The sequence below is a fragment of the Xanthomonas sp. 3075 genome (assembly GCF_014197275.1).
Classification (GTDB): domain Bacteria; phylum Pseudomonadota; class Gammaproteobacteria; order Xanthomonadales; family Xanthomonadaceae; genus Xanthomonas; species Xanthomonas campestris_B.
The window spans coordinates 115579-140133 of the sequence record NZ_JACIFI010000001.1; the positions used below are offsets into that span (position 1 = coordinate 115579).

A 24555-nucleotide genomic window follows, 5' to 3' on the forward strand; every position below is an offset into this window, starting at 1 on the left:
TGCGTTCAGTCGGCGGCCGCTTCCTCGCGCAACTGCTCGGCGCGTTCGGCCCCCAGGTAGGCGCTGATGGCGCGCCGGGCCAGATACAGCAGCGGGATCAAGGCGATCGCAAACCCCATCTTGTAGACGTAGTTGAGCGTGCTCACCGCCAGGAACTGGTCGGTGGACCAATGCTGCGGGCCAAGCACGAAGGCGATGTAGATCACCACGAAGCTGTCCACCAATTGCGACACCGCGGTAGAGCCGGTGGCGCGCAACCACACATGCTTTTCGCCGGTGACACGGCGGATGCGGTGGAACACCGACACGTCGATCAACTGGCCGAACAAAAACGCCACCAGCGAGCCGCCGATCGTCCACAGCCCCTGGCCGAACACTGCCGCAAACGCAGCCTGATAATCGGGCACGCCCTGGCTCTGCGCTGCGGTGACCCACCAGCCTGCGGGCGCCAATGCGATGGCGGCGAACGCGAACACGAAGCCATAGCCGATCAGCGCCACCGCCACCCACGAGATGAAACGCACCCCGCGGCTGCCGAAGAACTCGTTAATGGTGTCGGTCATGATGAACACCACCGGCCACAACAAGGTGCCGGCAGTGAAGCTGAGCGAGCCGGTCTGGCCGAACAGGTTCCAGTTCAGCGGCGCGATGCCGAGCGTGTCTTCCAGCGCAAAGATCTTGACGCCGATGAACTCGGCCAGCGCTGCGTTGACGCAAAAGAACGCGGCCAGCGCAATGAACAGGCGGACCGCACGATCGTCGAGGGTACGCACGTGTGTCATCGGCTCAGCGATCCGCAGTGCGGGTGAAGGGGACCGACTCCGGTGCCACTGCACCGCCGGAGATGATGAAGCTCATCGCCTGGTCCACGCTCCAGTCGGTGGGCGTGAGCAGTTCCACCGGCACGATCTCCAGATAGCCGGAGGTCGGGTTGGGCGTGGTCGGCACATACACTGCCGCCAGCTCGCGGCCGGTGCCCTGTTCCTTGATCACGCGCGTGACCAGGCCCACCGACTTCATGTCGCGGTGGGGGAAGTCGATCAGCACTACACGCTGGGTGCTGCCGGGCTGGGTCTGCAGGATGTCGAGCAACTTGCGCGCGCTGTCGTAGACCACGCTGGCCAGCGGGATGCGCCGCATGATCGCCTCGAACCAGCGCAGCAGGCGCTGGCCGATCACGCGCCGGCTCAGGATGCCGACGAACAGGATCGCACCGACGGTGGCGATCAGCGCGATGGTGTTCTGCACCCAGAGCGCCTTGATCCAGCCCAGATAATCGGGGAACGAGGCGGCGATGCGCTCGGACAACGGCACCACCCACGGGCTGCTGATACCCGAGAGTAGCGAGAACACGAACTTCACCACCACCCAGGTCAACCAGACCGGCAACAGGGTGAGCAAGCCGGTCAAGAAGACCCGTTGCAGGGAAGGGCGGGAATGCGGAGTGGGGGATTCGGACATGCGCGCATTGTAGGCACTCGGCCGCGTCCGGTGCAGGCCGCCGGCAAGCCATGTTCGCCTGAGGGATGGCAATTGCGTGTTGAGACGGCGCGGGCCTGCGTCGGTCGCGCTGAAAGTCGCTAACACCGGGCTGCACATCTGCCATGTGGGCGAGGCTGTCGCTCAAGATCGGCATCCGCCACTCGGCACCGCAGCGGCTGCATGCCGTCTCCGCCTACCTGGCAGCTGCTCGCTCCTTGGTGTTCGCCACCTTAAGATGAATCATCTCATCCATGGTAGGTCGTACGTGATGCTTGCCAAGTTCCTCAAAGCTGCGCTGCTGTGGGTAAGCGCCCTGATCGTGCTGCTGCTGATCGCATTCGCGATCTCGGCGCACTGGCCGATCCCGGCAGCGCAACGTCAGGCGCTGGCGCAATTACGGCAACCGCCGCCGCCATTGCGTGGCCCCAATCTGTTCGCTGCGCTATGGGCGCTGCCCTACGCGGTACCGCCTGCGCAGCAGCAGGTATTGCTGGCGCAGGACGTGCAGCGCGCCGGTCGCTCGCCGGCCGGGATGCCGTTGCCCGGCGCGGCTGCACGCTACCCGCGCCAACCGGCCTGGCCGGCGAAGGCGCCGGCGCTGTGCAATTGGTCCGATGCCAATTGCCTGGAGCAGGTGCGTGCGCAACCGCAGGCGTATGCCGACGCGCTGGCCACCCAGGCGGCGCTGTTGGCGCAGCTGCGCAGTTTGGGGGCATACGGCGATTACCGCAGTCCATTTCCACCCGGCGACGGCGCGGCACTCCCGGCGGTTGGGTTGTTGAAAGTCTCGATGACCGGTAATGCGCTGGACTTCGCGCAAGGGCGCAGCGACGCGGCCCTGTCGGGGGTTTGCACCGACGCGCAGGTCGCGCGCGTGCTCCTGCGCAGCGGCGACAACCTGATCATGCCCCTGATCGGTGTGGCGATGCTGCATGGCAGCGCGCAGGAGTTTGCCGCGATGCTGGCCGAACTGCCGGCCCAGCATCCGCTGCCAGCGCACTGCGCCGCTGCATTCGCACCGCTACCTGTGGACGATGTGCGTCTGTGCAACGCCATGCAAGGCGAGGCGCACATGGTGTTTGCGATGCTCCAGCAGAGCGTCGATGCGCAGCCTGCCGCCAGCCCGTCGTGGAGCGACGAGTTGTCTGTACGACTGTTTGACCTTGAACGCACCCAGGCGCTGATGGCGCCGGGATACGCGTGGGCCTGTGGCGAACCGTTACGCGCCTTGCTGGAGCGTGATCTGCCGGTACCGCAGACGCTGATTCCTGCGCCGGACACGGCATCGGTGGCATGCCTGGCCAATGCGGCGGGCTGCGTGCTTGCAAGCGTGGGGCCTGCCAGTGCTGCAACTGCCGCGATTCACCAGCGCAAGTTGCAGGATGTTGCGGCCGAACTGCGTGCAGTTTCGGCGGTGCTGTGGTTACGCGCCCATCCGTCCGCGCAACCGCTTGCGCAGCGCATTGCCGAGTTGCCGTCCGCGTTACGCGGTCAGTCGCGGCCGATCCAGCCCAGTGCCGATGGCCTGGGTCTGCAGTGGCAGCGCTACGCCAGAGGCGAGCAGATTGACGGAATGGCGCACCTGCCGCTGGCGGCCAGCCGCACTTCCGTCATGCCGGCAGCAGCATCGGTAGACCGCTAGCCAGTGCGTTGACGCTTACCGATCAGCGCATGCCGTTGCAAGAATGGCGTAGCTGATCGGACCGGCGGCCATCCATCTGCCGCCCACTGTGCGCAGGTGCGAGCGCTGGCGCGTTGCGCAAGGACTGCGATGATTGCGCCATGGCAATACGAGCATGTCGGTCAGGCCGACACGCTCGCATTGCGCTGATCAGAACCGGAAGTTCAACCACCCCATGACGAAGGTCGAATCACCGTAACCGACTTCCTTCAGTGCGGGGCCGGCCATCAGGTGCTCGGCGCGGAAGGTCACCGACCAGTTGGGGTCGATGTTCCACGTCGCGTTGATGCGCGGCATGGTGCCGATCCGGCGCTCGTCGGTGCTCTGGGTGCGTGCGTAGGCGCGTGCCTGGTTGTTGTAGATCGCATCGCTGGTGGTCTGCCGCCACAGGGTTTCCCATTCCAGGTTGACGGTGATTTTCGACGTCGGCGAGAAGGTGAGCGTGGGCGAGGCGGTGACCAGGTTGACCGGGCCGAAGAACGTCGCCCAGCTGAAGTAGATCGTGTTGCCGTAGAGGAAGTTGTTGTTGCGCAGCGTGCCGGTGCCGGACGTACCGCCGCCGCCGGAGGCGATTTCGCTGTGGAAGCCCACACGCGGTTTCCAGCCGCTGTCGCTCAGCGTCCAGGCGTTGGAGGTGCTGGCCATGTACGCGCGCAGATCGCGCCCGCCGTAGCTGCCGCGCTGTACGGTCACGAACGAATCGGTGCGCAGCTTGCCTACATTGCCCCACAAGCGCAGACCGTAGTAATTGCGGTTTTCTTCGGCGGTCTGGCGGCCCCACACCTGATTGTCGTTGCGGAACTGATAGAAGAACGGCTCCAGATACATCGGCTTGGCGGTTGGCAGGCGATACCCGCCAACCACGCCGCGGAAATGCCGCGAGCGGTCGATGCGATCGTCGCCCAGGCCTTCGGTGCCATCGAGATTGAAGTTGAAGTCGAACAGGTCCACGCGGGTCTTGTCGCCGATCGCCCAGGCGCGCACACCGTTGAAGGTTACGAAGATATCGGTGTTGTCGCGCAACGCCATCAGCGTGGTGGGTCCATCGACGAACACCTGACGGCCGACGCGCAGGCCAAGGTCGGCATCGGCAACGCGGCCTTTCACGTCGAAGAACACCTGCTGCAGGATCGCGTTGTTTTCCTGTGTGCCGGTTTTGTTGCCTTCGTTGCGACCATCCAGGCTGCCGTGCGCCAATTCCGTGTACAGCCGGAAGTGATCGCCAACATGGAAATCGGCGCCGAAGAACGCACGGAACAGATACTGCTGCTGCGAATGGCTGCCCGGAACCAGGCCCGGATTGGTGATGGTGTTGCTGCGCACGCGCAGCTCGTTGCTGAGCGAGACGTAGACATCGCCCTGCTCGTTGAACGGAATGTACTTGAGCGGATCGAACGGGCTTTTGCGCTTGGAGGGGTCTTTCAGATACGACCAGTCTTCGACCCAGCGCACCTGCCACATGTTGCCGCCCTGCTTGGCACCCCAGCCCTGCGCTTCGATCGGATAGCCCTTGGATGCTGCAGCGGCTGCCGGCGCGGCTGCTTTGGCCGGCGCTGGCTCGGTCTGTTCGGCATTGGCCGCCGCAGTCGGCGCCTGCGCAAATCCCAGTCCCGGCAGCGCCAACCCGATGGCAAGGCACAGGCGCCGGGTGGTGGCAAAGGAAATGTCAGTCATGGCCGGCTGTGCCAAGCGTGCAAATTGCATCGTGTCGCCCTATCGAAATTGAAGTCCGCTGAACCTGAGGTATCGGCTCAGCAGCCGATGACTGTAGTGGAGCGGTGCAGGAAAGGGAGTAACCCAATGGTTCTAAGCACATGAGCCGGGATTGGTGATTCGCAAGCAAAGGCTTGTCGATTGCGATGCCACTTCTTGCTTCTTCAGTTCGCTTAAGTCGATGCGCGGAACTTCCCGGACGGCGTGCCGTTGCCACTCTCCAATCCCGAATCGCCAATTCCGTCCATGACTACCGGCACATTCGCTATACCTAACTTCGCAATAGCATTGCCTTCGACCTAGCGGAGATGGCGATGACCGAGCCCGATGTCCACCTGCGGAAATTCCAGAAGGAGTTGAGTGCCGGGACGGTGTCGTTGGCATTGTTGGCGGTACTGGCGCAGGCCGATGCGCCGTTGTACGGCTACCTGATCGCCAAGCGGCTGGAGCGCCTGGATGGCGTGCTGAGCGGCAAGCAGAGCGCGCTGTATCCGGTGTTGCGCAATCTGGAGGCGGCGGGGCTGTTGCAGAGCCATGTCGAGCCGTCGGCGTCTGGTCCGCCACGGCGGTATTACCGCATCACGCAAACCGGGCGCGATTGCCTGCGCGAATGGACTGCCGCCTGGCGCGCCACCCGCGATTCCGTTGACTCAGTGCTGGAAGGGACCCACCTATGACGACCATTGCGCAAACGCATCCGCTGCCGACCACCATTCCCGATTACCTGGCCCAATTGCGACAGGCGCTGGCCGGCGCCGACCCGGCGATGATCCAGGACGCGCTTTACGACGCCGAGGAATATCTGCGCGCCGAACTGGCCGAACAGCGCGGCAAGAGCGAGGCCGAGGTCATCGCGGACGTGGCCGGCAGTTACGGTGCGCCGGATGAAGTGGCCGAGATCTACCGCGAAACCGAAGTGACGGTGACGCGCGCCTTGCGTCCGCCATTGCCCCCCAAGCGCAACTCGTGGCTGGGCAAGTTTTTTGGCGTTGCCGCCGATCCGCGGACTTACGGCGCGTTGTTCTACATGCTGCTGTCGCTGCTCACCGGCGTGTTCTATTTCACCTGGGTCGTCACCGGCGCCAGTTTGTCGGCCGGGTTGTTGATCCTGATCATCGGTGTGCCATTGCTGGTGCTGTTCTTCGGCTCGGTGCGGGTGTTGTCGCTGGTGGAAGGCCGTGTCGTGGAGGCACTGCTGGGAGTGCGCATGCCGCGTCGTCCTGCACATCCCGGGTTGCAGGAAGGCTGGCTGCAACGTATCGGCGCGATGTTCACCGATGCCCGCACCTGGAGCACGATGCTGTATTTCCTGCTGATGCTGCCACTGGGCATCCTCTATTTCTGTGTATTCACCACGTTGTTGTCGTTGTCGCTGGGCTTGGCTGCTTCTCCGCTGGCGCTGCTGTTCGACAACATGGCGGTGTTGACCTGGGACGGCGTGGACTTCACCAGCCCTTGGCTGACGCTGCCGTTGTTTGTCGTGGGCGTGCTGCTGCTGTTTGTCACGCTGCATCTGGCGCGCGCCTTCGGCAAACTGCACGGCATGTTCGCCAAGCATCTGCTGGTCAAGAGTGGCGAAGGTTGAGTGACAGGTGTCATTGCGGGATGTGCGGCACGCGGCTGCGATCGCTGCAGTGCCAGGTTGTTTGCAGTACAAACCTAAATGACGCTACGACGTGAAATCCAGGTTGTTTTGAAATGATTAGAGAGTGCGGATAGATCAGGTGTAGAGCGGCTGATCTGCTGCTTGGCTGCAGGGCCCTTGTCCGCCCACCGTCGCGGGACACGCCGCAAGTACGTCCTTGTAGGCGCTTACGCGGCATCCATGCCGCGTAAGGTCCCGCGACGGTGAGCGGACAAGGACCATCGAGATGGTTGGTGTGCATGTTTTCAAGAAAACAACCGATCAGCTCTCTGGTGCGGTGTCCTCGCCGCTTGCGGGACCGTGTGGCGGCATGGATGCCGCCACCGAGCCCCCAGGGACGGGTTCACGGCGTGTCCCGCGAGCGACGAGGGCAACGCGCCCTCGATCACGCGACCGCGCAGGGCTCTGTCCTGACTTGAGCCAAGAATCTGCCATAAAAAACCCCCCTTGATCGAGAGATCAAGGGGCGTTTTTTCGGCCGATCAAGCGCGTTTGCCGCGCTTGCGGATCGGGGTGACGGTGGCTGGATCGCGGCTGCCCACCGGGTCTGCATCGTAGCGGCCGATGAATTCGCGCACCTGCGGATACACCACCTCGCGCCAGCGACGGCCGCTGAAGATGCCGTAATGGCCTGCACCTTCCACCACCAGATGCCGACGATGCGCCGCATCGATACCGGTGCACAGATCGTGCACCGCTTCGGTCTGGCCGAGACCGGCGATGTCGTCCAGTTCGCCTTCGATACTGAGCAGCGCGGTATTGCGGATCGCCGATGGCTTGACCAGTTGCCCATCCACTTTCCACTTGCCCTGCGGCAGCAGGAAGTCCTGGAACACCACGCGAATGGTGTCCAGGTAATACTCGGCCGGCATGTCGAGCACGGCGTTGTATTCGTCGTAGAACTGCCGATGCGCCTGCGCATCCTGCAGGTCGCCCTTGACCAGATCGGTGTAGAAATCCCAGTGCGACATCACGTGCCGGTTGGGGTTCATCGACAGGAAACCGGCGTGCTGCAGGAAGCCCGGATACACCTGGCGGCCATGTCCTGGATACGGGAACGGCACGGTGTGGATCAGGTTGTTCTGGAACCACTCGATGCCGTTTTCGGTGGCCAGGTTGTTGACCTGGGTTGGGCTGCGGCGCGCATCGATCGGGCCACCCATCATCACCAGCGAGCGCGGCGTGGGCTCATCGTTGGACGCCATCAGCGACACCGCCGCCAACACCGGCACGGTGGGCTGGCACACGCTCACCACATGCAGGCGCTCGGCGCCGATATGGCGGATAAAGTCCTGGATATAGGTGATGTAGTCCTCGAGCCGGAACGCACCGGCTTCCAGCGGCACCATGCGCGCGTCCACCCAGTCGGTCACGTAGACCTTGTGGTTGCGCAGCAGGGTGCGCACGGTGTCGCGCAGCAGGGTGGCGTGGTGGCCGGACAACGGCGCCACCACCAGCACCGCCGGCTGCTGCTTCATCGTGCCGATCAGCTCGACATGGTCGCTGAAACGCTTGAAGCGCAGCAGGCGGCAGAACGGCTTGCTCAACACTTCGCGTTCGATGATCGGCAGCGAGTGGCCATCGACCTCGACATCGTCGAGCGCCCAGGCCGGCTTTTCGTATTCCTTGCCCAGACGGTGGAACAACTCGTTGCCAGCGGCCATGCGTTCAGCGCCCGGGAGCGAAGCCCACAGGCTGTCGGGGTCGGAGAACATCTTGGCGTTCGCCTGGGCCTGGTGCACCCAAGGGGCTAGCAGATTGCGGGTCAGCTCGTGCAATTGATAAAGCATTCCACCCATCCGTGCGGCTCATTGCTGCCACGCAGCATACCCCCTTTGGCGCATTTGCACCTTAATGGGGCTGCGCACGCTAGAGCCGGCATTGCTGTCAGAACGCGGCAGACGTTGAGGCGCGTGGGCTGGTCAGTCACGCTGTCTACGCCGCCCAGCGCCGTCGCCGGCACGATGCGGAGTCCGCAACCGCAACCGGTAATGGTCAACTGGGTCGGCTTGATGCGCAGGTCCGCTGCAAACTGCCGGTCGAATCAGCGCCCGGCCCGAATTCCATCAAGCACGTTGGACACCAGCATGTTGTGGCTGTCGACATCGTCGGCTTTCGATGTGATACGGATGAGCGCCAATGTCCTTCCCGAACCCGCCAACAGCATGGTCACGCGCATGGGGATATCGCTGAAGCTGGCGATTGCGTCCACTTGGCGCAAGCCCAATCCCTTGATGGTGATGGATTTTTCGCCTGCGCGTTGATAGTGCTGCCACGATGCTTGCTGCTGTTCGATGAAGCTTGCCATGACGCCGTCCAGGAACCTTGCATCGTTATCCTGAACGCGCACACCGTCGGGCATCGACGCCTCCTCGCTGGCGAGGACCATCTGTTGCCGCGCATTGGTGTAGGCGGTGCCGGTCACGCCCGCAGCCCCGTTCTCGGGTGGATCGGGCGGCAACGCCGTGCCGACGAAATCAGGCGGCAAGTCAAACCGGATTTTCCCATCCAGCAGCGAAGCATGTTCCTGCCGAGTCGATGTGCCCGGACTGTCGGCCACCGTTTGCACAGACGCACGCGCGCAAAGTTGCGATCCGGCAATGATGAGCGCCAGCGCCAGGGCGGCAGGCCTGAAGAAAGTGGAAGCCATGTCTGTGTGGGTCACTCGGGTCGGTTTAATCCATCGCGTCAGTCGTCGCGTCGATGCGTCAGCCGGATTCACATCGTCGTCGACGCCAGTGAACGAGGCGTCCGCCAGCATCAACGCGACGCGGCAGTTGCCGTATCGCCTGGCGTGCAGCCCCTATTTTGGACGCGTCATTGTAATCGGAGCATGCCATGTCGGTTATCCATCACGAGGTGTTGGCCTTGCTGCGAGCGGTGAGGCAAGTGGAGCGTGTTTCGTACGTGCGGGCTGGCGTCGACAAGCGTGTCGATGCGGTATACGCCTACCGTATGCGATCCATCTGCGCTTGGGAGCGGTCAGCGATGCACTGCGACATCGTCCCGACGCGCCGCAGGCCGCTTCGCACTCACGTCAAAGTAGATACACGCTGCAGACATCCCTGTCGATTGCGTATCGCCATCCCCCGCAAGTCGCAGTCATCGAGCAGGTGGATTCAGTCGCAGTGCCCCGAGTTCGGGTCGATGCGCCTGGTCAACCCCACCGCAGGCGACTGCGGGGAGCCGGCGTGCTAGCCGCGCTCCAATGCCGATGCATCTGCAGTCAACTGCGGCGATAGCCAGCAGTGCGATCCCAATGCGCCGAACCCCACACTGGCGAAGCGGCGGCGATACCAGCGTGCCGCCCGGGCCTGGAAACCGTCGTGATCGCCCTCGAAGGCGTCCTCTTCGGCAAACGTCTCCAGAAACGCCACGCCTGCGCACATGTCGGCCAATCCGGGCAGGCCCTGATTGAACTCGCGCGTGGGCACGTAATGCAGTACGTCCGAGCAGATCAGCAGATCCACCGGCGCGCACGGGCGCAACCAGGCGAAATCGCCGAAGCGGGCAGGGTGGATCTGCCGGCTGCGTCCGTAGCGCTGCACTGCATAGGCGCTGCTGTCGAAGCCCAGATAGCGCAGCTTGGGGCGCAGCGCCAGCAACGGGGCGCGCCACGCGGCCTCGCCGCAACCGATATCCAGCACGCTGTGGATCGGGCGTTCCAGGTAGTACTCGGCCTGGCTCACCGCCAGTGCGACCTTGCGTCGCAGGCGTGCAGGGTCGGCCAGCCCCGCCTGCCTGTACCAGCGGCTGAAATAGTGAGCGTCGTACTGTTTGTCGTCGGGTTGATGCATGGACGGATGTGCTTTCGCGCAAGCGGATGGGTGAAAATGCGGGTCATCCTACGCCAGCCAGCGAAGCCAGCACATGACCCTGTATCTGTGGATCAAGACTTTCCATCTGTTGTTCGTCATCGCCTGGATGGCGGCGGTGTTCTACCTGCCACGCATCCTGGTCAATATCGCCGAGGCCGGTAACGACAGCGCGGTGCGCGCACGCTTGGTGCTGATGGGGCGTCGCCTCTATAAGTTCGGCCACAGCATGCTGGGTCTGGCGCTGCTGTTGGGTGCGGTGCTGTGGCAGGGCTATCGGGTGATCCCCGATTTTCCGACGATGGTGGCCGGTGGCTGGCTGCACGCAAAACTCTTTGCGGTGGCGCTGATCCTGGCGCACTACATCGTGTCCGGGCGCTGGCTGAAGGGCGTGGATCAGGGGCGCGCCGTGCCCAGCGGCCGCGCGCTGCGACTGTTCAATGAAGTGCCGGTGGTGCTGCTGGTCGGTGTGATCTGGCTGGTGTTGGCCAAGCCGTTCTGAGGCAGTGCCTGGGCGGTGGATGCGCTTGCCGCAGGCGGCTGTGGTCGGTGCCGTGTTCGCGCAAGAGCGGCAGTGCTGTGGGGCGGACAGTCGTCCCGATTTCCTGCATTGGATCGCATGCGGCAACGCAGTGACGGCATGCATCGATGCGTCGCGTTCGACTTATGTGTCGAAGGATCAACAGCGAACGGTGACGCGATGGATCTTTGGAGAGGTCCTGCACGGCGTCATGCGTAGCTTGCCTTCTCATCGAGATGGAACTCGAGATACGTTTTCTGGTGTCCGACAAATCCCTTTTTCCCGTAGATCTCGTAAATCCTGCCGAAAACATACCAGGCGCGCTTTTTGTCTCCGAGCTGGAACATCGCTTCCCCCTCGGTCATCAACACAAGATGGTCCTCGTGATTCGGGTCCTCGTACATCGTTGCCATCACGTCGATCCATTTGGACGCGTTGTCCTTGTCGTTTAGATCGACATAGTCTTTTACAAAGCCAGCAGACAGGCTTTGCGGATAATAATCCCATGCGTTCTTGGGCTCGGGGATCAGCGCCCAGGCCTGCAATCCCAAGTCGAGCGATTCCGCCGCAGCGCCGCTGCGAAACGCCTGTGCGGACAAGTCCAGCAGGCGATCGATCTCGGCCTTCAGGCTTGTCTCGATCTCGGGCTTTCTGGGCATGCTGGTCCCCTTGGTTGCGTACCCGGTCCTGGCGACACAGGGTGTGCGCGCACGCTGTATGTTTCGCCGCTTGAGTATCGCCTCAGGCGGCGCTCATGCGCTGGCGTCCAACTCGCTCAGTCCTTTGCGTGCCATCTCGATCCAGGCGCGTTGCTCGCGCTGGTAATGCTTGGGCGAGGCGGCTGCGTGTCGCAGTACCTGTGCGAAGACGGTTTTGGCGTCCTGCGGGCGCGATGCGCGCAACAACAACTGCGCATAGCGCACGCGCGCTTCTTCGCCCGGATAGCCCTGTGCAAGCGTTTCGTATTCGTGCAACGCCTCGTCGATGCTGCCGCTGTCTTCGACTGCGCGCGCATACAGCAGGTGCCCGTCGTGCGAACGGAAATTCGGGTTCGCCGCGATCAGCGCGTCCAGGGTGTTGCGTGTGTCTGCTGCCTGACCCAGGCCGTATTGGGCCTTGGCCAGGCCCAGCATCAGGTCCGGGTCGTCCTGGTAGATGCCGCGCAGCGCACCCTGATATAGCTCGGCCGCACGCGCGTAATCGCCCTGTTCCAGCAGCGTCTGCGCGAGCCGGCGGCGGTTTTCCGGGGTGTCGGCCACATCCAGCTGACGCGAGGCATCGCGTTGTTCGCGCTGCGGGTCGATGCGTTGACGCACCTTGCGCAGCCCGCGGCGCGCCGTCGGGTCGTTGCGCAGGTCGGGGATCACTGCCACGCACACGTAGATCAGGACCGCCAGGAACGAAAACGCCAGCAGGATGAAGATCCAGTACAGCGGGCGGCCGCTGCGCACCACGTGCACACAGCAGGCGGCCTGCAATACCAGCGACAGGAGAAGTAGCGGGCTCATATCCGAAAAGATCCTTCCATGATGGCCAATCGTCTTGCTGGCTGGCGATGGTGCGCTGGGCACCATCGCCTCGGCACACCGCCGATCAGTTGCCTTCGTAGGCGCCGTAGCTGCGCAGGCGCTCGTAACGACGCTGCAGCAGGCCTTCGACCGGCAGCTTTTCGAGCGCTTCCAGCTCGTTGAGCAACACCGCCTTGAGGCGCTTGCCCATCTGCTCGGGATTGCGGTGCGCGCCGCCGGTGGGTTCGCGGATCACCTTGTCGACCAGGCCCAGGCCTTTCAGGCGCTTGGCGGTCAAGCCGAGCTGCTCGGCCGCGTCCTTGGCCTTGGCCGCGTCCTTCCACAGGATCGAGGCGCAACCTTCGGGCGAGATCACCGAATAGGTGCCATATTCCAGCATCAAGGTGCGGTCGCCCACGCCGATGGCCAATGCGCCACCGGAGCCACCTTCGCCGATCACGGTGCAGATCACCGGCACTTTCAACTCGGCCATTTCCAGCAGGTTGCGCGCGATGGCTTCGGACTGGCCGCGCTCCTCGGCGCCGATGCCCGGGTAGGCGCCCGGGGTATCGATAAAGGTCAGCAGCGGCAGCCGGAAACGCTCGGCCAGCTTCATCAGGCGCAGCGCCTTGCGGTAGCCCTCCGGGCGCGGCATGCCGAAGTTGCGCGCGACCTTGGTCTTGGTGTCCCGGCCCTTCTGGTGACCGATGATCACCACTGCGCGGCCATCGATGCGGCCCAGGCCGCCGACAATCGCCTTGTCGTCGGCATAGGCGCGGTCGCCGGCCAGTTCCTGGAATTCGTCACAGATGGTGCCGATGTAGTCCAGCGTGTACGGGCGCTGCGGGTGGCGCGCCAGCTGCGAGACCTGCCAGGCGGAGAGATCGCGGAAGATCTGCGCGGTGCGGACGCGCAACTTGTCGCGCAGCGCACGCACCTCGGTGTCCACGTTGACTGCAGGGCCGGTACTGGCCTTGCGCAGTTCCTGGATCTTGGCTTCCAGATCGGCGATGGGTTGCTCGAAGTCGAGGTAGTTAGGATTCATGCAATGGCGTCGTCAACGTAAGGCGGGGAGTGTAGCGGAATGCGTCCGATGAACCCGTACGGTGGGGTTGGGAGAGGAATCGGGAATGGAGAATCGGGAATCAGAGCAAGTTATCCGGCGGCCTCGCTTTTGCGATTCCCCATTCCCCATTCCCTATTCTCACGCCCACGGAGGGTTGTACTTGATCTTCACCGTCCGCACCGCCGGGTCGGCGCGGAGGCTGTCCATCAGATGCTGGTCGATGCGCACCGAGTGGCTGCCATTGAGGTCGAGCATACCGGCGACTCCGCCGGTCGGGGCGCGCAGCAGCAGGTCCAGGCGCAGGGGGGTCTTGCCGGGGCGGTGCTTGGCCAGCAGGGCGTCGATGCGCTTCCAGGCCTGCTTCTCGCGCAGGTCCAGGCGTAGCGACAGGCGTTGCGCGTGGTCTGCGCAGATCTGCTCGTAGTCCCAGCACTGGCGGATGCGCAGGCTGTAGCCGCCGTTGAATTCGTCCTCGCGCAGGCCGCCCTTGACGATGAGGATGCGGTCGCGGGTGAGCAGGTGGCCGAACTCGGCCATCGCATCGGAAAACGCGCTGCATTCGACCCGGCCACGGCCGTCTTCCAGTTGCACGAACACCTGGCTGTCGCCCTTGCGGCGCACGCCGATCACCTGGCCGGCCAGAATGGCGCTGACTTCCGGGCGCCAGGCGCGTTTTTCGCCATCGCCGCCGCCCCCACCGCCGCCGCCACGTTGTTGCGAGGCGAGGATTCTCTCCAGCGAGCTCAGGTCGCAGCCGACCAGCTCGCGCACTTCGTCGCGGTGCGGATCGAACGGGTGGCCGCTGAGGTAGAACCCCAGCGTTTCGCGCTCGCCGGTGAGCAATTGCCCCAGCGGCCATTCCTTGCTCTCGGGCAGGTCCAGGCGCAGCGCCGGCGCGCTGGTATCCGCACCGCCGAACAGCGAGTTCTGCCCGGAGGCGCGCTCGCGCGCCATCTGCTCGGTGGCCTTGACCACCTCCGGCAGCTGCAGCATCAGCGAGGCGCGGTTCTTGCCCAGCCCGTCCATCGCGCCGGCGTTGATCATCGCTTCCAGCGTGCGCCGATTGAGCTTCGCGGTGCCCACGCGCGTGCAGAAATCCAGCAGCGTGGTGTACGGGCCGCCGCGCTGTCGCTCTTCGACAATCGCTTCGCAGGCGCCCTGGCCGACGCCCTTGATCGCGCCCAGGCCGTACTGGATCGTGTCCGGGCTGGCGGCTTCGAACATGTAGGCCGATTCGTTGACGCGCGGCGGCTTGACGGTCAAGCCGAGGTTGCGCACCTCGTCGAGAAAGCCGACCACCTTCTCGGTGTTGTCCATGTCCGAGGACAGCGTGGCGGCCATGAACTCGGCCGGGTAATGCCGTTTCAGCCAGGCGGTCTGGTAGCTGACCAGCGCGTAGGCGGCCGCGTGCGACTTGTTGAAGCCGTAGCCTGCGAACTTCTCCATCAGGTCGAAGATTTCGTCGGCCTTGGCCGCACTCACCCCGCCCTTGGCCGCACCTTCGCGGAAGATTTCGCGGTGCTTGGCCATCTCGGCCGGCACCTTCTTGCCCATCGCACGACGCAACAGGTCGGCGCCGCCCAGCGAATAATCGCCGACGATCTGCGCCATCTGCATCACCTGCTCCTGATACACCATGATGCCGTAGGTGTCTTTCAGGATGACTTCGGTGCGCGGATCCGGGTAGACGATCTCCTGCTGGCCGTGCTTGCGCGCGTTGAAGTCCGGGATCAGGTCCATCGGGCCGGGGCGGTATAGCGACACCAGCGCGATCAGGTCTTCGAAACGGTCCGGGCGCGCGTCCTTGAGCAGGCGGCGCATGCCCGAGGATTCGAACTGGAACACCGCACCGGTATTGCCCGAGGCGAACACGCCCTTGTAGGTGGGCACGTCGTCGAGCGGCAGGGTGGTGATGTCGACCGGGTCGATGCCGGCGCGCGCATGGCGCACGTTGATCGCCTTGACCGCCCAATCGATGATGGTCAGCGTGCGCAGGCCGAGGAAGTCGAACTTCACCAGGCCCACCGCTTCGACGTCGTCCTTGTCGAACTGGGTGACCTGGTTCTTGCCGCGTCCGTCCTCGTCGTGTTCGGCGAACAGCGGGCAGAATTCGGAAAGCGGCTCGGGCGCGATCACCACGCCGCCGGCGTGCTTGCCGGCGTTGCGGGTGAGGTCTTCGAGCTGACGGGCCAGGTCCATCAGGTCGCGCACGTCGTCTTCGACCTGGTAGCGCTGGATCAGGTCCGGCGAGGCCATCTCCGAATCCTTGCCTTCGCCCATCGCATCCTTGAGCGTGATGCCCAGGATGTTGGGGATCAGCTTGGCCACGCTGTCGACCAGACCATAGGTGAAGCCGAGCACGCGCCCGGCGTCGCGCACCACCGCCTTGGCCGCCATGGTGCCGTAGGTGATGATCTGGCTGACCCGTTCGCGGCCGTACTTGCGCGCCACGTAGTCGATGACTTCGTCGCGGCGATCCATGCAGAAGTCGATGTCGAAGTCGGGCATCGACACGCGCTCTGGATTCAAGAAACGCTCGAACAGCAGGTTGTACGGCAGCGGGTCCAGATCGGTGATCTGCAGCGCCCAGGCCACCAGCGAACCGGCGCCGGAACCGCGGCCCGGACCGATCGGGATGCCCTGATTCTTGCCCCACTGGATGAAGTCGGCCACGATCAGGAAGTAGCCGGGGAAGCCCATCTTGATGATGGTGTCCAGCTCGAATTCGAGCCGGTCCACGTAGTCCTGGCGGGTCTTGCCGGGCGCGATCGGGCTCTTTTCCAGGCGCGCGGCCAGACCATCGCGCGCCTGGCTGCGGATCCAGCTGTCCAGCGTTTCGTCTTCCGGCACCGGGTAGGCGGGCAGGAAGTAGGTGCCCAGGCGCATCTCGACGTTGCAGCGCTGCGCCAGCGCCAGCGTGTTGTCGATCGCATCGGGCACGTCGGCGAACAATGCGGCCATTTCGTCGCCGGACTTCAGGTACTGCTGGTCGCTGTACTCGCGCGGGCGCTTGGGATCGTCCAGCACGCGGCCGGAGGAAATGCACACGCGTGCTTCGTGCGCATTGAAGTCGCTGGCGTACAGAAAGCGCACATCGTTGCTGGCCACTACCGGCAGGCCGCGCACACCGGCTGCATGCAGCGCGAACTGGTTGAAGCGTTCCTCGCCCTCACGGCCGGTGCGGGTGAGTTCCAGATGCAGGCCATCGCCGAACACGCGTTGCCAGTCGGCCAGTTGCTGCTCGGCCAGATCGGCACGGCCTTCGCCGAACAGGCGCCCGGCCAGGCTCTCGCGCCCGGCCAGGGCGAACAGGTTGGCGTGGCCGCTCTGCAGCCATTCGGGGTGGATCGCCACGCCGCCTTCGGGGCGGTGGCCTTCCATCCAGGCGCGGGTGAGCAGCCGAGACAAGCTCAGGTAGCCTTCGCGGTCGCGGCACAGCAGGGTCATGCGCCACGGCGTCATGTCCGGGGTGGCGATCATCACGTCGGCGCCGGCGATCGGCTTGATACCCACGCCTTCGGCGGCCTTGTAGAACTTGACCAGCGCGAACAGGTTGTTGAGGTCGGTGACCGCCAGCGCGGGCATGTCGAGCTCGACCGCCCGGCTCAGCAGGTTGGCCTGCTTGGCCTTTTTCGGGTCAGCCTGATCCGGTTTCTCGGGCACACGGATGGTGGAATCCGCCAGCGAGAACTCGGTGTGGACGTGCAGATGGACGAAGCGGGAAGTGGACATGCGAGACCGGAATAATGCGGGGTCAGGGTAGCGAGCGTGGCCGGGCCGAACAAGGCTTGACAGCTTCGGTGTGGCGCCGCGGCCAGCTGCCACGGGGGCTGGGCGGTGTGGCCGATTCAGGCGTTGGCTAGCTGCGTGGAGTGCAGCGGTGGCGATTGCGCGGATCGGGGCCGTGCGGGGCTTCGCGTGCGGGACTCGATGCTAGAAGCCATGGTCGCACTGGCCGCATGCGCGCGAATGGATGGATGACGCCACTACCAGGCCAGGTCGGCCTGGGGGCGGTCGGTCAGTCGGCCAGCAGCAGGCCATCGGCCGGGGCCACGCAGGGCGCGTCCCACCGCGACTGCGACCCGTCGATTCCCAACGCACGCCGCACCGGCGCAAAGCTGCGGCGATGCTGCGGGCAGGGCCCATGGGTGCGCAGCGCGGCCAGATGCACCGGTGTGGCGTAGCCCTTGTGCTGGTCGAAGCGGTATTCGGGATGCTGCGCGTGCAGCGCATGCATCAGGCGGTCGCGGGTGACCTTGGCCACGATCGAGGCGGCCATGATCGCGCGGTCGAGCGCATCGCCGCCGATCAGCGCCTCGGCCGGGCAGGGCAGCCCCTTGGGCACGCGGTTGCCGTCGATGCGCGCAAACCCGGCCACGTGCGCCACCCCTTCCACCGCACGCCGCATACCCAGCATGGTCGCCTGGTAGATATTGATGCGGTCGATTTCCTCGCTGTCGATCAACACCACCGACCAGGCCAATGCCCGCTCGACGATGCGCGCATACAACTGCTCGCGGCGCTCGGCAGTCAGTTGCTTGGAATCGTCCAGCCCGTTGATGCGCGGCTTGCTCGGGTCGAACACCACCGCAGCCACCGCCACCGGCCCGGCGAGCGGCCCGCGGCCGGCTTCGTCGACGCCGGCGATGAGACGGGAATCGGGAATGGGGATTGGGGAATCGTGGAAGAGCGCGTCCTGCGTCGTCGGCACGACAACGGCAGCAGGGGAGATGGAGCGCTTCATGGGCCAGCTCCTGCCGATTCCCCATTCCCCACTCCCAATTCCGGCTGCATCAGCAGCCCGGCCACCGCATCGGCCGCGCGCGCGGAGGCATCGCGGCGCAGCTCGGCGTGCAGGGCGAGATAACGCGGTTGCAGGGCGGCAACCTTGTCCGGGTGCGTGAACCAGTCCAGCAGCGCAGCGGACAGCCGTTCCGGGGTGCAGTCGTCCTGCATCAGCTCCGGGGCCAGGTCGTCGTTGGCCAGGATGTTGGGCAGCGCGTAGCGGTTGACCTTGAGCAGGCCCAGCGTCTTGACGATGCGGTAGGTCAGCGGCGCGACCTTGTAGCCGACCACCATCGGGCGCTTGACCAGCATCGCCTCCAGCGTGGCGGTGCCGGAGGCCAGCAGCACCACGTCGGCGGCCAGCATCGCGGTGCGCGCCTGGCCGTCGAGCAGGTGCGTGCGCGCCGCCGGGAGCGACGAGCGCGATAGCTGTTCGGTCAACACCGGTTTGCAACCCGGGTTGGCTGCCGGCACCAGCACCTGCAGGTCGGGCAATTGCTGGGACACCAGCCAGGCGGCCTGAAAAAATGTATCGCCCAGCCGGCTGATTTCGCCATGTCGGCTGCCGGGCAGCACCGCCAGTACGGTGCTGGCGGCAGGCAGGCCCAGCGCGGCGCGCGCAGCGTCGCGGTCGGCCTGGTAGGCGATGTCGTCGGCCATCGGGTGGCCGACGAAACGCGCGTCGATGCCATGCCTGGCGTAGATCGGCGGTTCCATCGGAAACAGGCACAGCACCAGATCGGCGCTGGCAGCGATCTTTTCCGCCCGTTTCTCGCGCCACGCCCACACCGAGGGGCTGACGTAATGCACGGTGCGCACGCCACGCTGCTTGAGCCAGCGCTCGACCGAAAGATTGAAATCGGGTGCGTCGATGCCGATGAACACGTCCGGCTTCCATGCCAGCACACGCTCCCGGAATGCACGGCGCAGCTTCAATAGCCGCGGCAGGTGCTGCAGCACTTCGGTCAGCCCCATCACCGCCAGCTCGCTGGCATCGAACCAGGTCTGGCAGCCCGCATCGCGCATCGCATCGCCGCCGATGCCGACGAACTCGGCAGCCGGGTAGCGACGACGCAATTCGTCGATCAACCCCGCGCCCAGGATGTCGCCGGAGGCTTCGCCGGCGATCAGGGCGATGCATGGAGCGCGCTCGCGCGTGCTGGGAATCGAGAGTCGGGAATCGGGAATGGGCAATGCTGCCGACGGGCCGGCGGCAGGCGCGCCATCGTGCCGGTCTGCAGCGATTCCCGATTCCCGATTCCCGATTCCCGTCATCGCAACAACGGCCTTTCCGCCGCGTCGATGAACGCGAGCAGCCCGCGCACGTCCTCGCTGCTCTTGGCCTGTTCGGCCAGCTGCGCCTTGGCGTCGGCCAGCGGCAGGCCGGCGACGTACAGCGTGCGGTAGGCGCGCTTGATCGCGGCGATGCGCTCGGCATCGAAGCCGCGACGCTTCAGACCTTCGCTGTTGATGCCACGCGGGCGGCCGAGCGATTCGCTGCCGACCATGGTGAATGGCGGCACGTCGCCGTTGGTCAGCGCGCCCATGCCCAGGAAGGCGTGCGCGCCGATCCGGCAGAACTGATGCGCGCCGGCGAAGCCGCTGATGATCACGTAGTCGCCCACGGTGACGTGGCCGGCCAGCGTGGTGTTGTTGGAGAACACGCAGTGGTTGCCGACATGGCAGTCGTGCGCCACGTGGGTGTAGGCCAGCATCCAGTTGTCGTCGCCGACCACGGTGATGCCGCCGCCGCCGCCGGTGCCGCGATTGATGGTGACGAATTCGCGGATCACGTTGCCGTCGCCGATCACCAGTTCGGTGCGCTCGCCGGCGTATTTCTTGTCCTGCGGTTCGCCGCCGATCGCGGCGTGGCCGATGAAGCGGTTGTTGCGGCCGATCCGGGTCGGGCCGTGGATCGAGCAATGCGGCCCGACCTCGGTGCCCGCCCCGATCTGCACATCGGGGCCGATCAGCGTAAACGCACCCACGCGCACATCCTCGGCCAGCGTGGCCGATGGATCGATGACGGCGGTGGGATGGATCAAAGGTGTCGAATCACGCATCGTGTCTCACTCCGGGAGCGGGTGGTTACCTGGCGCCAGCGCACATCACCTCGGCACTGGCCACCACTTCGCCATCCACCTTGGCCTCGCCATAGAAGCATCCCACGTTGCGGATCAGGCGCTTCATCTGCACCTCCATGATCAGCACATCGCCTGGGATCACCTGCTTGTTGAAGCGGGCATTGTCCACCTTGACCATGTAGAACAGCTGGGACAACGCATCGCGGCCCAGGCCGAGTTGGGTCATCACGCCACCGACCTGCGCCAGCGCTTCGATGATCAACACGCCCGGCATCACCGGACGGCTCGGGAAATGGCCCTGGAAGAACGGCTCGTTGATGCTGACGTTCTTCTGCGCCACGATCCACTTGGTTTCCAGATCGAGTTCCAGCACTCGGTCGACCAGCAAAAACGGGTAACGGTGCGGGAGCAGCGTCTGGATCTGGCTGACGTCGATCGGCAGCTCGTAAACGGGGTGACTCATGCGTTCTCCTTGCCCACAGCCAGGATGCGCCTTGCGAGCGCATCGAGTTGTTTGAAGCGCGCGGCATTCTTGCGCCACGTGCGATTGTCGGTGAGAGGGGTGCCGGACGAATACTCGCCTGGCTCATGGATGGAATTGCGCACCACCGACTTGCCGGTGATCACGACCTTGTCGCAGATCTCCAGGTGGCCGACCACGCCGACGTGGCCGCCGAGCAGACAGTAACGGCCGATCTTGGCGCTGCCGGCAATGCCGGTGCAGCCGGCGATCGCGCTATGCGCACCGATATGGCAGTTGTGCGCGATCTGCACCAGGTTATCCACGCGCACGTCTTCTTCCAGCACGGTGTCTTCCAGCGCGCCGCGGTCGATGCAGGTGTTTGCGCCAATCTCGCAATCGTCGCCGATCACCACACCGCCCAGCTGCGGCACCTTGATCCAGTGGCCGGCATCCATCGCCAGGCCGAAGCCGTCGGCGCCGATCACTGCGCCGGGATGAATCCGCACGCGCTTGCCCAGGCGCACGCGGGTGACCAGGGTGACGCGGGCAAGCAGTTCGCAGCCGTCATCCACCACGCAGTCTTCGCCGATGATGCTGCCGGTACCGATCACGCAGCCCTCGCCCACGCGGCTGCGCGCACCGATGCTGACAAACGGGCCGACATGCGCGGTTGGCGAGACCTGTGCGCTGGGGTCGATCACCGCAGAAGGGTGGATGCCCGGTGCGCGCACCGGCGCCACATCGAACAAGGCCGCGATCTTGGCGAACGCGGTGTAGGGATCCTTGGCGACCAGTGCAGTCCCGCGTGCGTCCGGCGCATCGTCTGCGCGCAAGACCACCACCGCTGCCTGGGTCTGGCTCAACTGTGCCCGATAACGCGGATTGGACAGAAAGCTGAGTTGTCCTGCGCCGGCATGCGCCAGGGTGGCGACGCCATCGACTTCGATGGCGCCATCGCCGACGACGGTCAACCCAAATTGTTCGGCAATCGCACTGGCGGTCAAGCGCATCAGGGTGAACCTCGTGTAAACAGTAAGTGGCTGGTTTTACAAGGAAACTTGGTCGAAAGGTGGCCCAGCAGGCAGGTGTATCTGTTGTCGGGCCGCAACCGTGCGGTCAACTGCAGGGACAAGCATATGAAACCTGGCCTCCCCCTGTTCGGTAACGGACTCCTGCGTGACGCGGTCGCCAGTGCATGGACCGGCGATGTCGCAGAACAGCGCGCCCGCGTTCAGGGCTTCTGGGACTAGCCGCTTCAGTGTGTGGACGCATCCGACTGCGGCGCCGTGGCCACCTGTCTGGGCGATGTCTGCAACACCTGCTTGCAAGTCCGGTCTCCAGACGCGGCGGTTTCAACAAACGATGGCGGCCCGAGTCATCGGGCCGCCATCGTCTTGCCTGCGTCTTTTAGAACTGGCCGCCGAAGGTGAACTGCAGACGCTCGATCTCGTCGTTGTCTTCCTTCTTCAGCGGGAACGCGTAGCTGATCGAAATGGGGCCGACCGGTGCGCGCCACAACAACGCCACGCCGGTGGAGGCGCGCAGTTCGTTGGTCTTGAAGTTGTCCACGCCGTTGAAGACGTTACCGAAGTCGACGAATGCCGACACGCGTGCCGACGGGCTGTCGAACAGCTTCGGGAAGTACATTTCCACCGAACCGACGGTCTTGAACGAGCCGCCCAATGGCTGGCCGCGCGAGTAATTTACCGTTCGCTCCGAGCGTGGACCCAGCGTGTTGTCTTCGAAGCCGCGCACCGAGTTGGTACCACCAGCGTAGAAGTTCTCGTAGAACGGCAGGCCGGTGGCGCTGATGGTACGGGTCGAGCCGTCCGGATTGGTCAACACACGCGTACTGTCATTGCCGTAACTGTCGCCGTAACCCAACTCGAAGCGTGTGTTCAACACGATCGCGGGGATGATCGGCCAGTAGTTGGAGATCTGGTAGTTGAGCTTGTAGTACTCGACCGTTGAGCCGGGCAGGGTAGCCTCCAGGCCGACGCGCTGGTACATGCCGCGGGTGGGCATGAAGAAGTCGTTGCGGGTGTCACGCGCCCAGCCCAGCTCGCTACGCCAGGCATGGAAGGTGCGCGTACCGACTGCATCGATGTAGTCGATGATCGCCTGCGGGGTCTGGTTCGGGAACGTATTGATCTGATTGCTGTCGATGCCGATCATCGCCGAAACAGTATCGTTTTCGGTGATCGGCACGCCAAACACCACCTGCGCCGAGCCGTTCTTGCTGTTGTACTGGGCGGTATTGAAGTCCGAGTAGTCCAAGGCACGCCAGGACAGGTTGTAACCCAGCGACACACCGTCGTCGGTAAAGAACGGGTTGGTGTAGGAGAACGCATAGCGCTGCTGATAGCTGCTGCGCGAGGCTTCCACCGCCACCCGGTTACCGCCGCCCAGGAAGTTGTTCTGCGACAGCTGCACCGAGGTGGTCACACCGAAGCTCTGCGAGTACCCCAGGCCGAACACGAAGCTGCCCGAGGTGGTCTCCTTGACGTTGTAGACCACGTCGACCTGGTCGTTGCTGCCGGGCACCTGCGGCGTTTCCACATCCACGCTCTCGAAGTAGCCCAGGCGCTGCAGACGGATCTTGGAACGGTCGATCGCGGCCTGCGAGTACCAGGTGTTCTCGAACTGGCGCATTTCGCGGCGCAGCACTTCGTCGGAGGTGCGGCTGTTGCCCTTGTACAGGATGCGGCGCACGGTCACGCGCGGGCCGGGCACCACCTGCAGATTGACCGCAACGGTGCGGTCCTCGCGGTTCGGGGTCGGGATCGGGTTGACCTTGGCGAACGCGTAGCCGACGTTGCTCAACGTATTGGTGATCGCATCGGAGGTGTATTCCAGCAGCGCACGCGAGAAGATGTCGCCGGCCTTGGGAATGACCAGGCGCTCGATGTCTGCCTGCGGCAGCACGGTGTCGCCGGTGACCTTGATCTCGGAAATCTTGTACTGCTCGCCTTCGGTGACGCCGGCGCTGACGAACATGTCGCGCTTGTCGGGGCTGATCGACACCTGGGTGGAGTCGATGCTGAAGTCCACGTAGCCGCGGTCCAGGTACCAGGAGTTGAGCTTCTCCAGGTCGCCGGACATCTTTTCCTTGGAGTACTGGTCGTCGCGGCGATACCACGAGGCCCAGTTGTGCTCCTTGGATTCCCAGTTCTCCAGGATGTCTTCGTTGGCGAACTTCTCGGTGCCGATCAGGTTGACGTGGCGGATCTTGGCCGCCTTGCCTTCCTTGATTGCGATGGCCACGTCCACGCGGTTGCGGTCCAGCGGGCTCACCGTCGGGGTGATCTCGACGTTGTACTTGCCGCGGTTGTTGTACTGACGGGTCAGCTCCTGGGTGACGCGGTCCAGGCTAAGGCGGTCGAAGGTGCCGCCCTCGGTCAGGCCGATGTCGCCCAGGCCCTTGAGCAGCTCTTCGGACTTGATGTCCTTGTTGCCGGTCACGGTGAGCTTGTTGATCGCCGGGCGCTCCTTGACCGTGATGACCAGGATGTTGCCCTGGCGGTCCAGCTGCACGTCCTCGAAGAAGCCAGTGCGGTATAGCGCACGGATCGAGTCGGCGACCTTGGCGTCGTCCACGGTGTCGCCGCGGTTCACCGGCAGATAGGTGAAGACGGTGCCGGAGGCAATGCGCTGCAGGCCGTCGACGCGGATGTCGCTGGCGACGAACGGCTCGGCGGCCAGGGCAACGGCTGGCAGGCTGAGGCCGGCAGCAAGAGCGAGGGCAAGCAGGCGGCGAGTGGGAAGACGCGTCATGTCACATCCGGTTGGAGTC

At 64.5% G+C, this 24555-nt stretch carries 19 protein-coding genes and 1 pseudogene; 4 read left to right on the forward strand and 16 right to left on the reverse strand.

The genetic code is table 11. The features are described 5' to 3' along the window. Positions 1-5: 5 nt before the first annotated feature. On the reverse strand, positions 6-782 hold the full coding sequence (locus GGR62_RS00545) for a queuosine precursor transporter (protein ID WP_184405856.1): 777 nt from the start codon (positions 780-782) through the stop codon (positions 6-8). Positions 783-786: 4 nt separating this feature from the next. Then, positions 787-1461 carry a DUF502 domain-containing protein gene (locus GGR62_RS00550; protein WP_184405858.1) on the reverse strand — a complete coding sequence of 225 codons (675 nt, stop codon included), beginning with the start codon at positions 1459-1461 and terminating at the stop codon, positions 787-789. 289 nt (positions 1462-1750) lie between these two features. Between GGR62_RS00550 and GGR62_RS00555 the strand changes: the two genes are divergently transcribed. Beyond that, on the forward strand, positions 1751-3124 hold the full coding sequence (locus GGR62_RS00555; RefSeq protein WP_184405860.1) for a hypothetical protein: 1374 nt from the start codon (positions 1751-1753) through the stop codon (positions 3122-3124). 189 nt (positions 3125-3313) lie between these two features. Here GGR62_RS00555 and GGR62_RS00560 read toward each other — a convergent pair whose 3' ends face one another. Further along, positions 3314-4867 (reverse strand): alginate export family protein, encoded by a 1554-nt coding sequence (locus GGR62_RS00560; protein WP_184405862.1) that lies wholly within the window; start codon positions 4865-4867, stop codon positions 3314-3316. Between the two features lie 323 nt (positions 4868-5190). Here GGR62_RS00560 and GGR62_RS00565 point away from each other — a divergent pair, with 323 nt between their 5' ends. Together GGR62_RS00565 and GGR62_RS00570 are read left to right on the forward strand one after the other, a co-directional pair. Continuing rightward, a complete protein-coding gene (locus tag GGR62_RS00565) occupies positions 5191-5553 on the forward strand; it encodes a PadR family transcriptional regulator (protein ID WP_184405864.1) in 363 nt (120 codons plus the stop codon). Then, positions 5550-6461 (forward strand): sensor domain-containing protein, encoded by a 912-nt coding sequence (locus GGR62_RS00570; protein ID WP_184405866.1) that lies wholly within the window; start codon positions 5550-5552, stop codon positions 6459-6461. Before GGR62_RS00565 ends, GGR62_RS00570 begins: the two co-directional genes overlap by 4 nt. 542 nt (positions 6462-7003) lie before the next feature. Here GGR62_RS00570 and GGR62_RS00575 read toward each other — a convergent pair. The 3 genes from GGR62_RS00575 to GGR62_RS00585 all read right to left on the reverse strand — a co-directional run bounded on the left by GGR62_RS00575 (position 7004) and on the right by GGR62_RS00585 (position 10318). Next, complete coding sequence (locus GGR62_RS00575) at positions 7004-8311, reverse strand: polyhydroxyalkanoate depolymerase (RefSeq protein ID WP_184405868.1); 1308 nt, start codon at positions 8309-8311, stop codon at positions 7004-7006. 254 nt (positions 8312-8565) lie between these two features. After that, on the reverse strand, positions 8566-9282 hold the full coding sequence (locus GGR62_RS00580) for a hypothetical protein (protein ID WP_184405871.1): 717 nt from the start codon (positions 9280-9282) through the stop codon (positions 8566-8568). A gap of 433 nt (positions 9283-9715) precedes the next feature. Continuing rightward, positions 9716-10318 carry a class I SAM-dependent methyltransferase gene (locus GGR62_RS00585; protein WP_184405874.1) on the reverse strand — a complete coding sequence of 201 codons (603 nt, stop codon included), beginning with the start codon at positions 10316-10318 and terminating at the stop codon, positions 9716-9718. 73 nt (positions 10319-10391) lie between these two features. Between GGR62_RS00585 and GGR62_RS00590 the strand changes: the two genes are divergently transcribed. Beyond that, complete coding sequence (locus tag GGR62_RS00590) at positions 10392-10838, forward strand: CopD family protein (protein ID WP_184405876.1); 447 nt, start codon at positions 10392-10394, stop codon at positions 10836-10838. 227 nt (positions 10839-11065) lie between these two features. Here the strand turns inward: GGR62_RS00590 and GGR62_RS00595 are convergent. The 10 genes and pseudogenes from GGR62_RS00595 to bamA form a co-directional block, all read right to left on the reverse strand. Next, a pseudogene (locus GGR62_RS00595) lies at positions 11066-11518 on the reverse strand (hypothetical protein); the annotation flags it as partial. 90 nt (positions 11519-11608) lie between these two features. Then, a complete protein-coding gene (locus GGR62_RS00600; RefSeq protein ID WP_184405882.1) occupies positions 11609-12364 on the reverse strand; it encodes a tetratricopeptide repeat protein in 756 nt (251 codons plus the stop codon). A gap of 85 nt (positions 12365-12449) precedes the next feature. Further along, positions 12450-13409: an acetyl-CoA carboxylase carboxyltransferase subunit alpha gene (locus tag GGR62_RS00605; protein WP_184405885.1), complete on the reverse strand. Its 960-nt coding sequence runs from the start codon at positions 13407-13409 to the stop codon at positions 12450-12452. Positions 13410-13568: 159 nt separating this feature from the next. Then, on the reverse strand, positions 13569-17162 hold the full coding sequence (dnaE, locus tag GGR62_RS00610; protein WP_184405888.1) for a DNA polymerase III subunit alpha: 3594 nt from the start codon (positions 17160-17162) through the stop codon (positions 13569-13571). 286 nt (positions 17163-17448) lie between these two features. Next, on the reverse strand, positions 17449-18174 hold the full coding sequence (locus tag GGR62_RS00615) for a ribonuclease HII (RefSeq protein ID WP_184405891.1): 726 nt from the start codon (positions 18172-18174) through the stop codon (positions 17449-17451). Continuing rightward, a complete protein-coding gene (lpxB, locus tag GGR62_RS00620) occupies positions 18171-19490 on the reverse strand; it encodes a lipid-A-disaccharide synthase (protein WP_184405894.1) in 1320 nt (439 codons plus the stop codon). The genes GGR62_RS00615 and lpxB overlap by 4 nt, the downstream gene beginning before the upstream one ends. After that, positions 19487-20278 (reverse strand): acyl-ACP--UDP-N-acetylglucosamine O-acyltransferase, encoded by a 792-nt coding sequence (gene lpxA, locus GGR62_RS00625; protein WP_184405896.1) that lies wholly within the window; start codon positions 20276-20278, stop codon positions 19487-19489. Before lpxA ends, lpxB begins: the two co-directional genes overlap by 4 nt. 25 nt (positions 20279-20303) lie before the next feature. Continuing rightward, on the reverse strand, positions 20304-20762 hold the full coding sequence (gene fabZ / locus GGR62_RS00630; protein WP_184405899.1) for a 3-hydroxyacyl-ACP dehydratase FabZ: 459 nt from the start codon (positions 20760-20762) through the stop codon (positions 20304-20306). Then, positions 20759-21772: a UDP-3-O-(3-hydroxymyristoyl)glucosamine N-acyltransferase gene (gene lpxD, locus GGR62_RS00635; RefSeq protein WP_184405902.1), complete on the reverse strand. Its 1014-nt coding sequence runs from the start codon at positions 21770-21772 to the stop codon at positions 20759-20761. The genes fabZ and lpxD overlap by 4 nt, the downstream gene beginning before the upstream one ends. Positions 21773-22169: 397 nt before the next feature. Continuing rightward, the gene (gene bamA, locus GGR62_RS00640) at positions 22170-24536 is read right to left on the reverse strand and encodes an outer membrane protein assembly factor BamA (RefSeq protein WP_184405905.1); all 2367 of its coding nucleotides are present in this window, start codon (positions 24534-24536) and stop codon (positions 22170-22172) included. Positions 24537-24555 lie beyond the last annotated feature (19 nt).

Coding starts and splice junctions, on each gene's coding strand:
- GGR62_RS00590 (WP_184405876.1), top strand. CDS start 10,392: ATGACCCTGTATCTGTGGATCAAGACTTTCCATCTGTTGTTCGTCATC.
- GGR62_RS00580 (WP_184405871.1), bottom strand. CDS start 9,282: ATGCTGGCGGACGCCTCGTTCACTGGCGTCGACGACGATGTGAATCCG.
- GGR62_RS00605 (WP_184405885.1), bottom strand. CDS start 13,409: ATGAATCCTAACTACCTCGACTTCGAGCAACCCATCGCCGATCTGGAA.
- GGR62_RS00615 (WP_184405891.1), bottom strand. CDS start 18,174: ATGAAGCGCTCCATCTCCCCTGCTGCCGTTGTCGTGCCGACGACGCAG.
- lpxD (WP_184405902.1), bottom strand. CDS start 21,772: ATGCGCTTGACCGCCAGTGCGATTGCCGAACAATTTGGGTTGACCGTC.
- GGR62_RS00585 (WP_184405874.1), bottom strand. CDS start 10,318: ATGCATCAACCCGACGACAAACAGTACGACGCTCACTATTTCAGCCGC.
- GGR62_RS00555 (WP_184405860.1), top strand. CDS start 1,751: ATGCTTGCCAAGTTCCTCAAAGCTGCGCTGCTGTGGGTAAGCGCCCTG.
- lpxB (WP_184405894.1), bottom strand. CDS start 19,490: ATGACGGGAATCGGGAATCGGGAATCGGGAATCGCTGCAGACCGGCAC.
- GGR62_RS00550 (WP_184405858.1), bottom strand. CDS start 1,461: ATGTCCGAATCCCCCACTCCGCATTCCCGCCCTTCCCTGCAACGGGTC.
- GGR62_RS00565 (WP_184405864.1), top strand. CDS start 5,191: ATGACCGAGCCCGATGTCCACCTGCGGAAATTCCAGAAGGAGTTGAGT.
- GGR62_RS00600 (WP_184405882.1), bottom strand. CDS start 12,364: ATGAGCCCGCTACTTCTCCTGTCGCTGGTATTGCAGGCCGCCTGCTGT.
- GGR62_RS00575 (WP_184405868.1), bottom strand. CDS start 8,311: ATGCTTTATCAATTGCACGAGCTGACCCGCAATCTGCTAGCCCCTTGG.
- GGR62_RS00560 (WP_184405862.1), bottom strand. CDS start 4,867: ATGCAATTTGCACGCTTGGCACAGCCGGCCATGACTGACATTTCCTTT.
- lpxA (WP_184405896.1), bottom strand. CDS start 20,278: ATGCGTGATTCGACACCTTTGATCCATCCCACCGCCGTCATCGATCCA.
- fabZ (WP_184405899.1), bottom strand. CDS start 20,762: ATGAGTCACCCCGTTTACGAGCTGCCGATCGACGTCAGCCAGATCCAG.
- bamA (WP_184405905.1), bottom strand. CDS start 24,536: ATGACGCGTCTTCCCACTCGCCGCCTGCTTGCCCTCGCTCTTGCTGCC.
- GGR62_RS00570 (WP_184405866.1), top strand. CDS start 5,550: ATGACGACCATTGCGCAAACGCATCCGCTGCCGACCACCATTCCCGAT.
- GGR62_RS00545 (WP_184405856.1), bottom strand. CDS start 782: ATGACACACGTGCGTACCCTCGACGATCGTGCGGTCCGCCTGTTCATT.
- dnaE (WP_184405888.1), bottom strand. CDS start 17,162: ATGTCCACTTCCCGCTTCGTCCATCTGCACGTCCACACCGAGTTCTCG.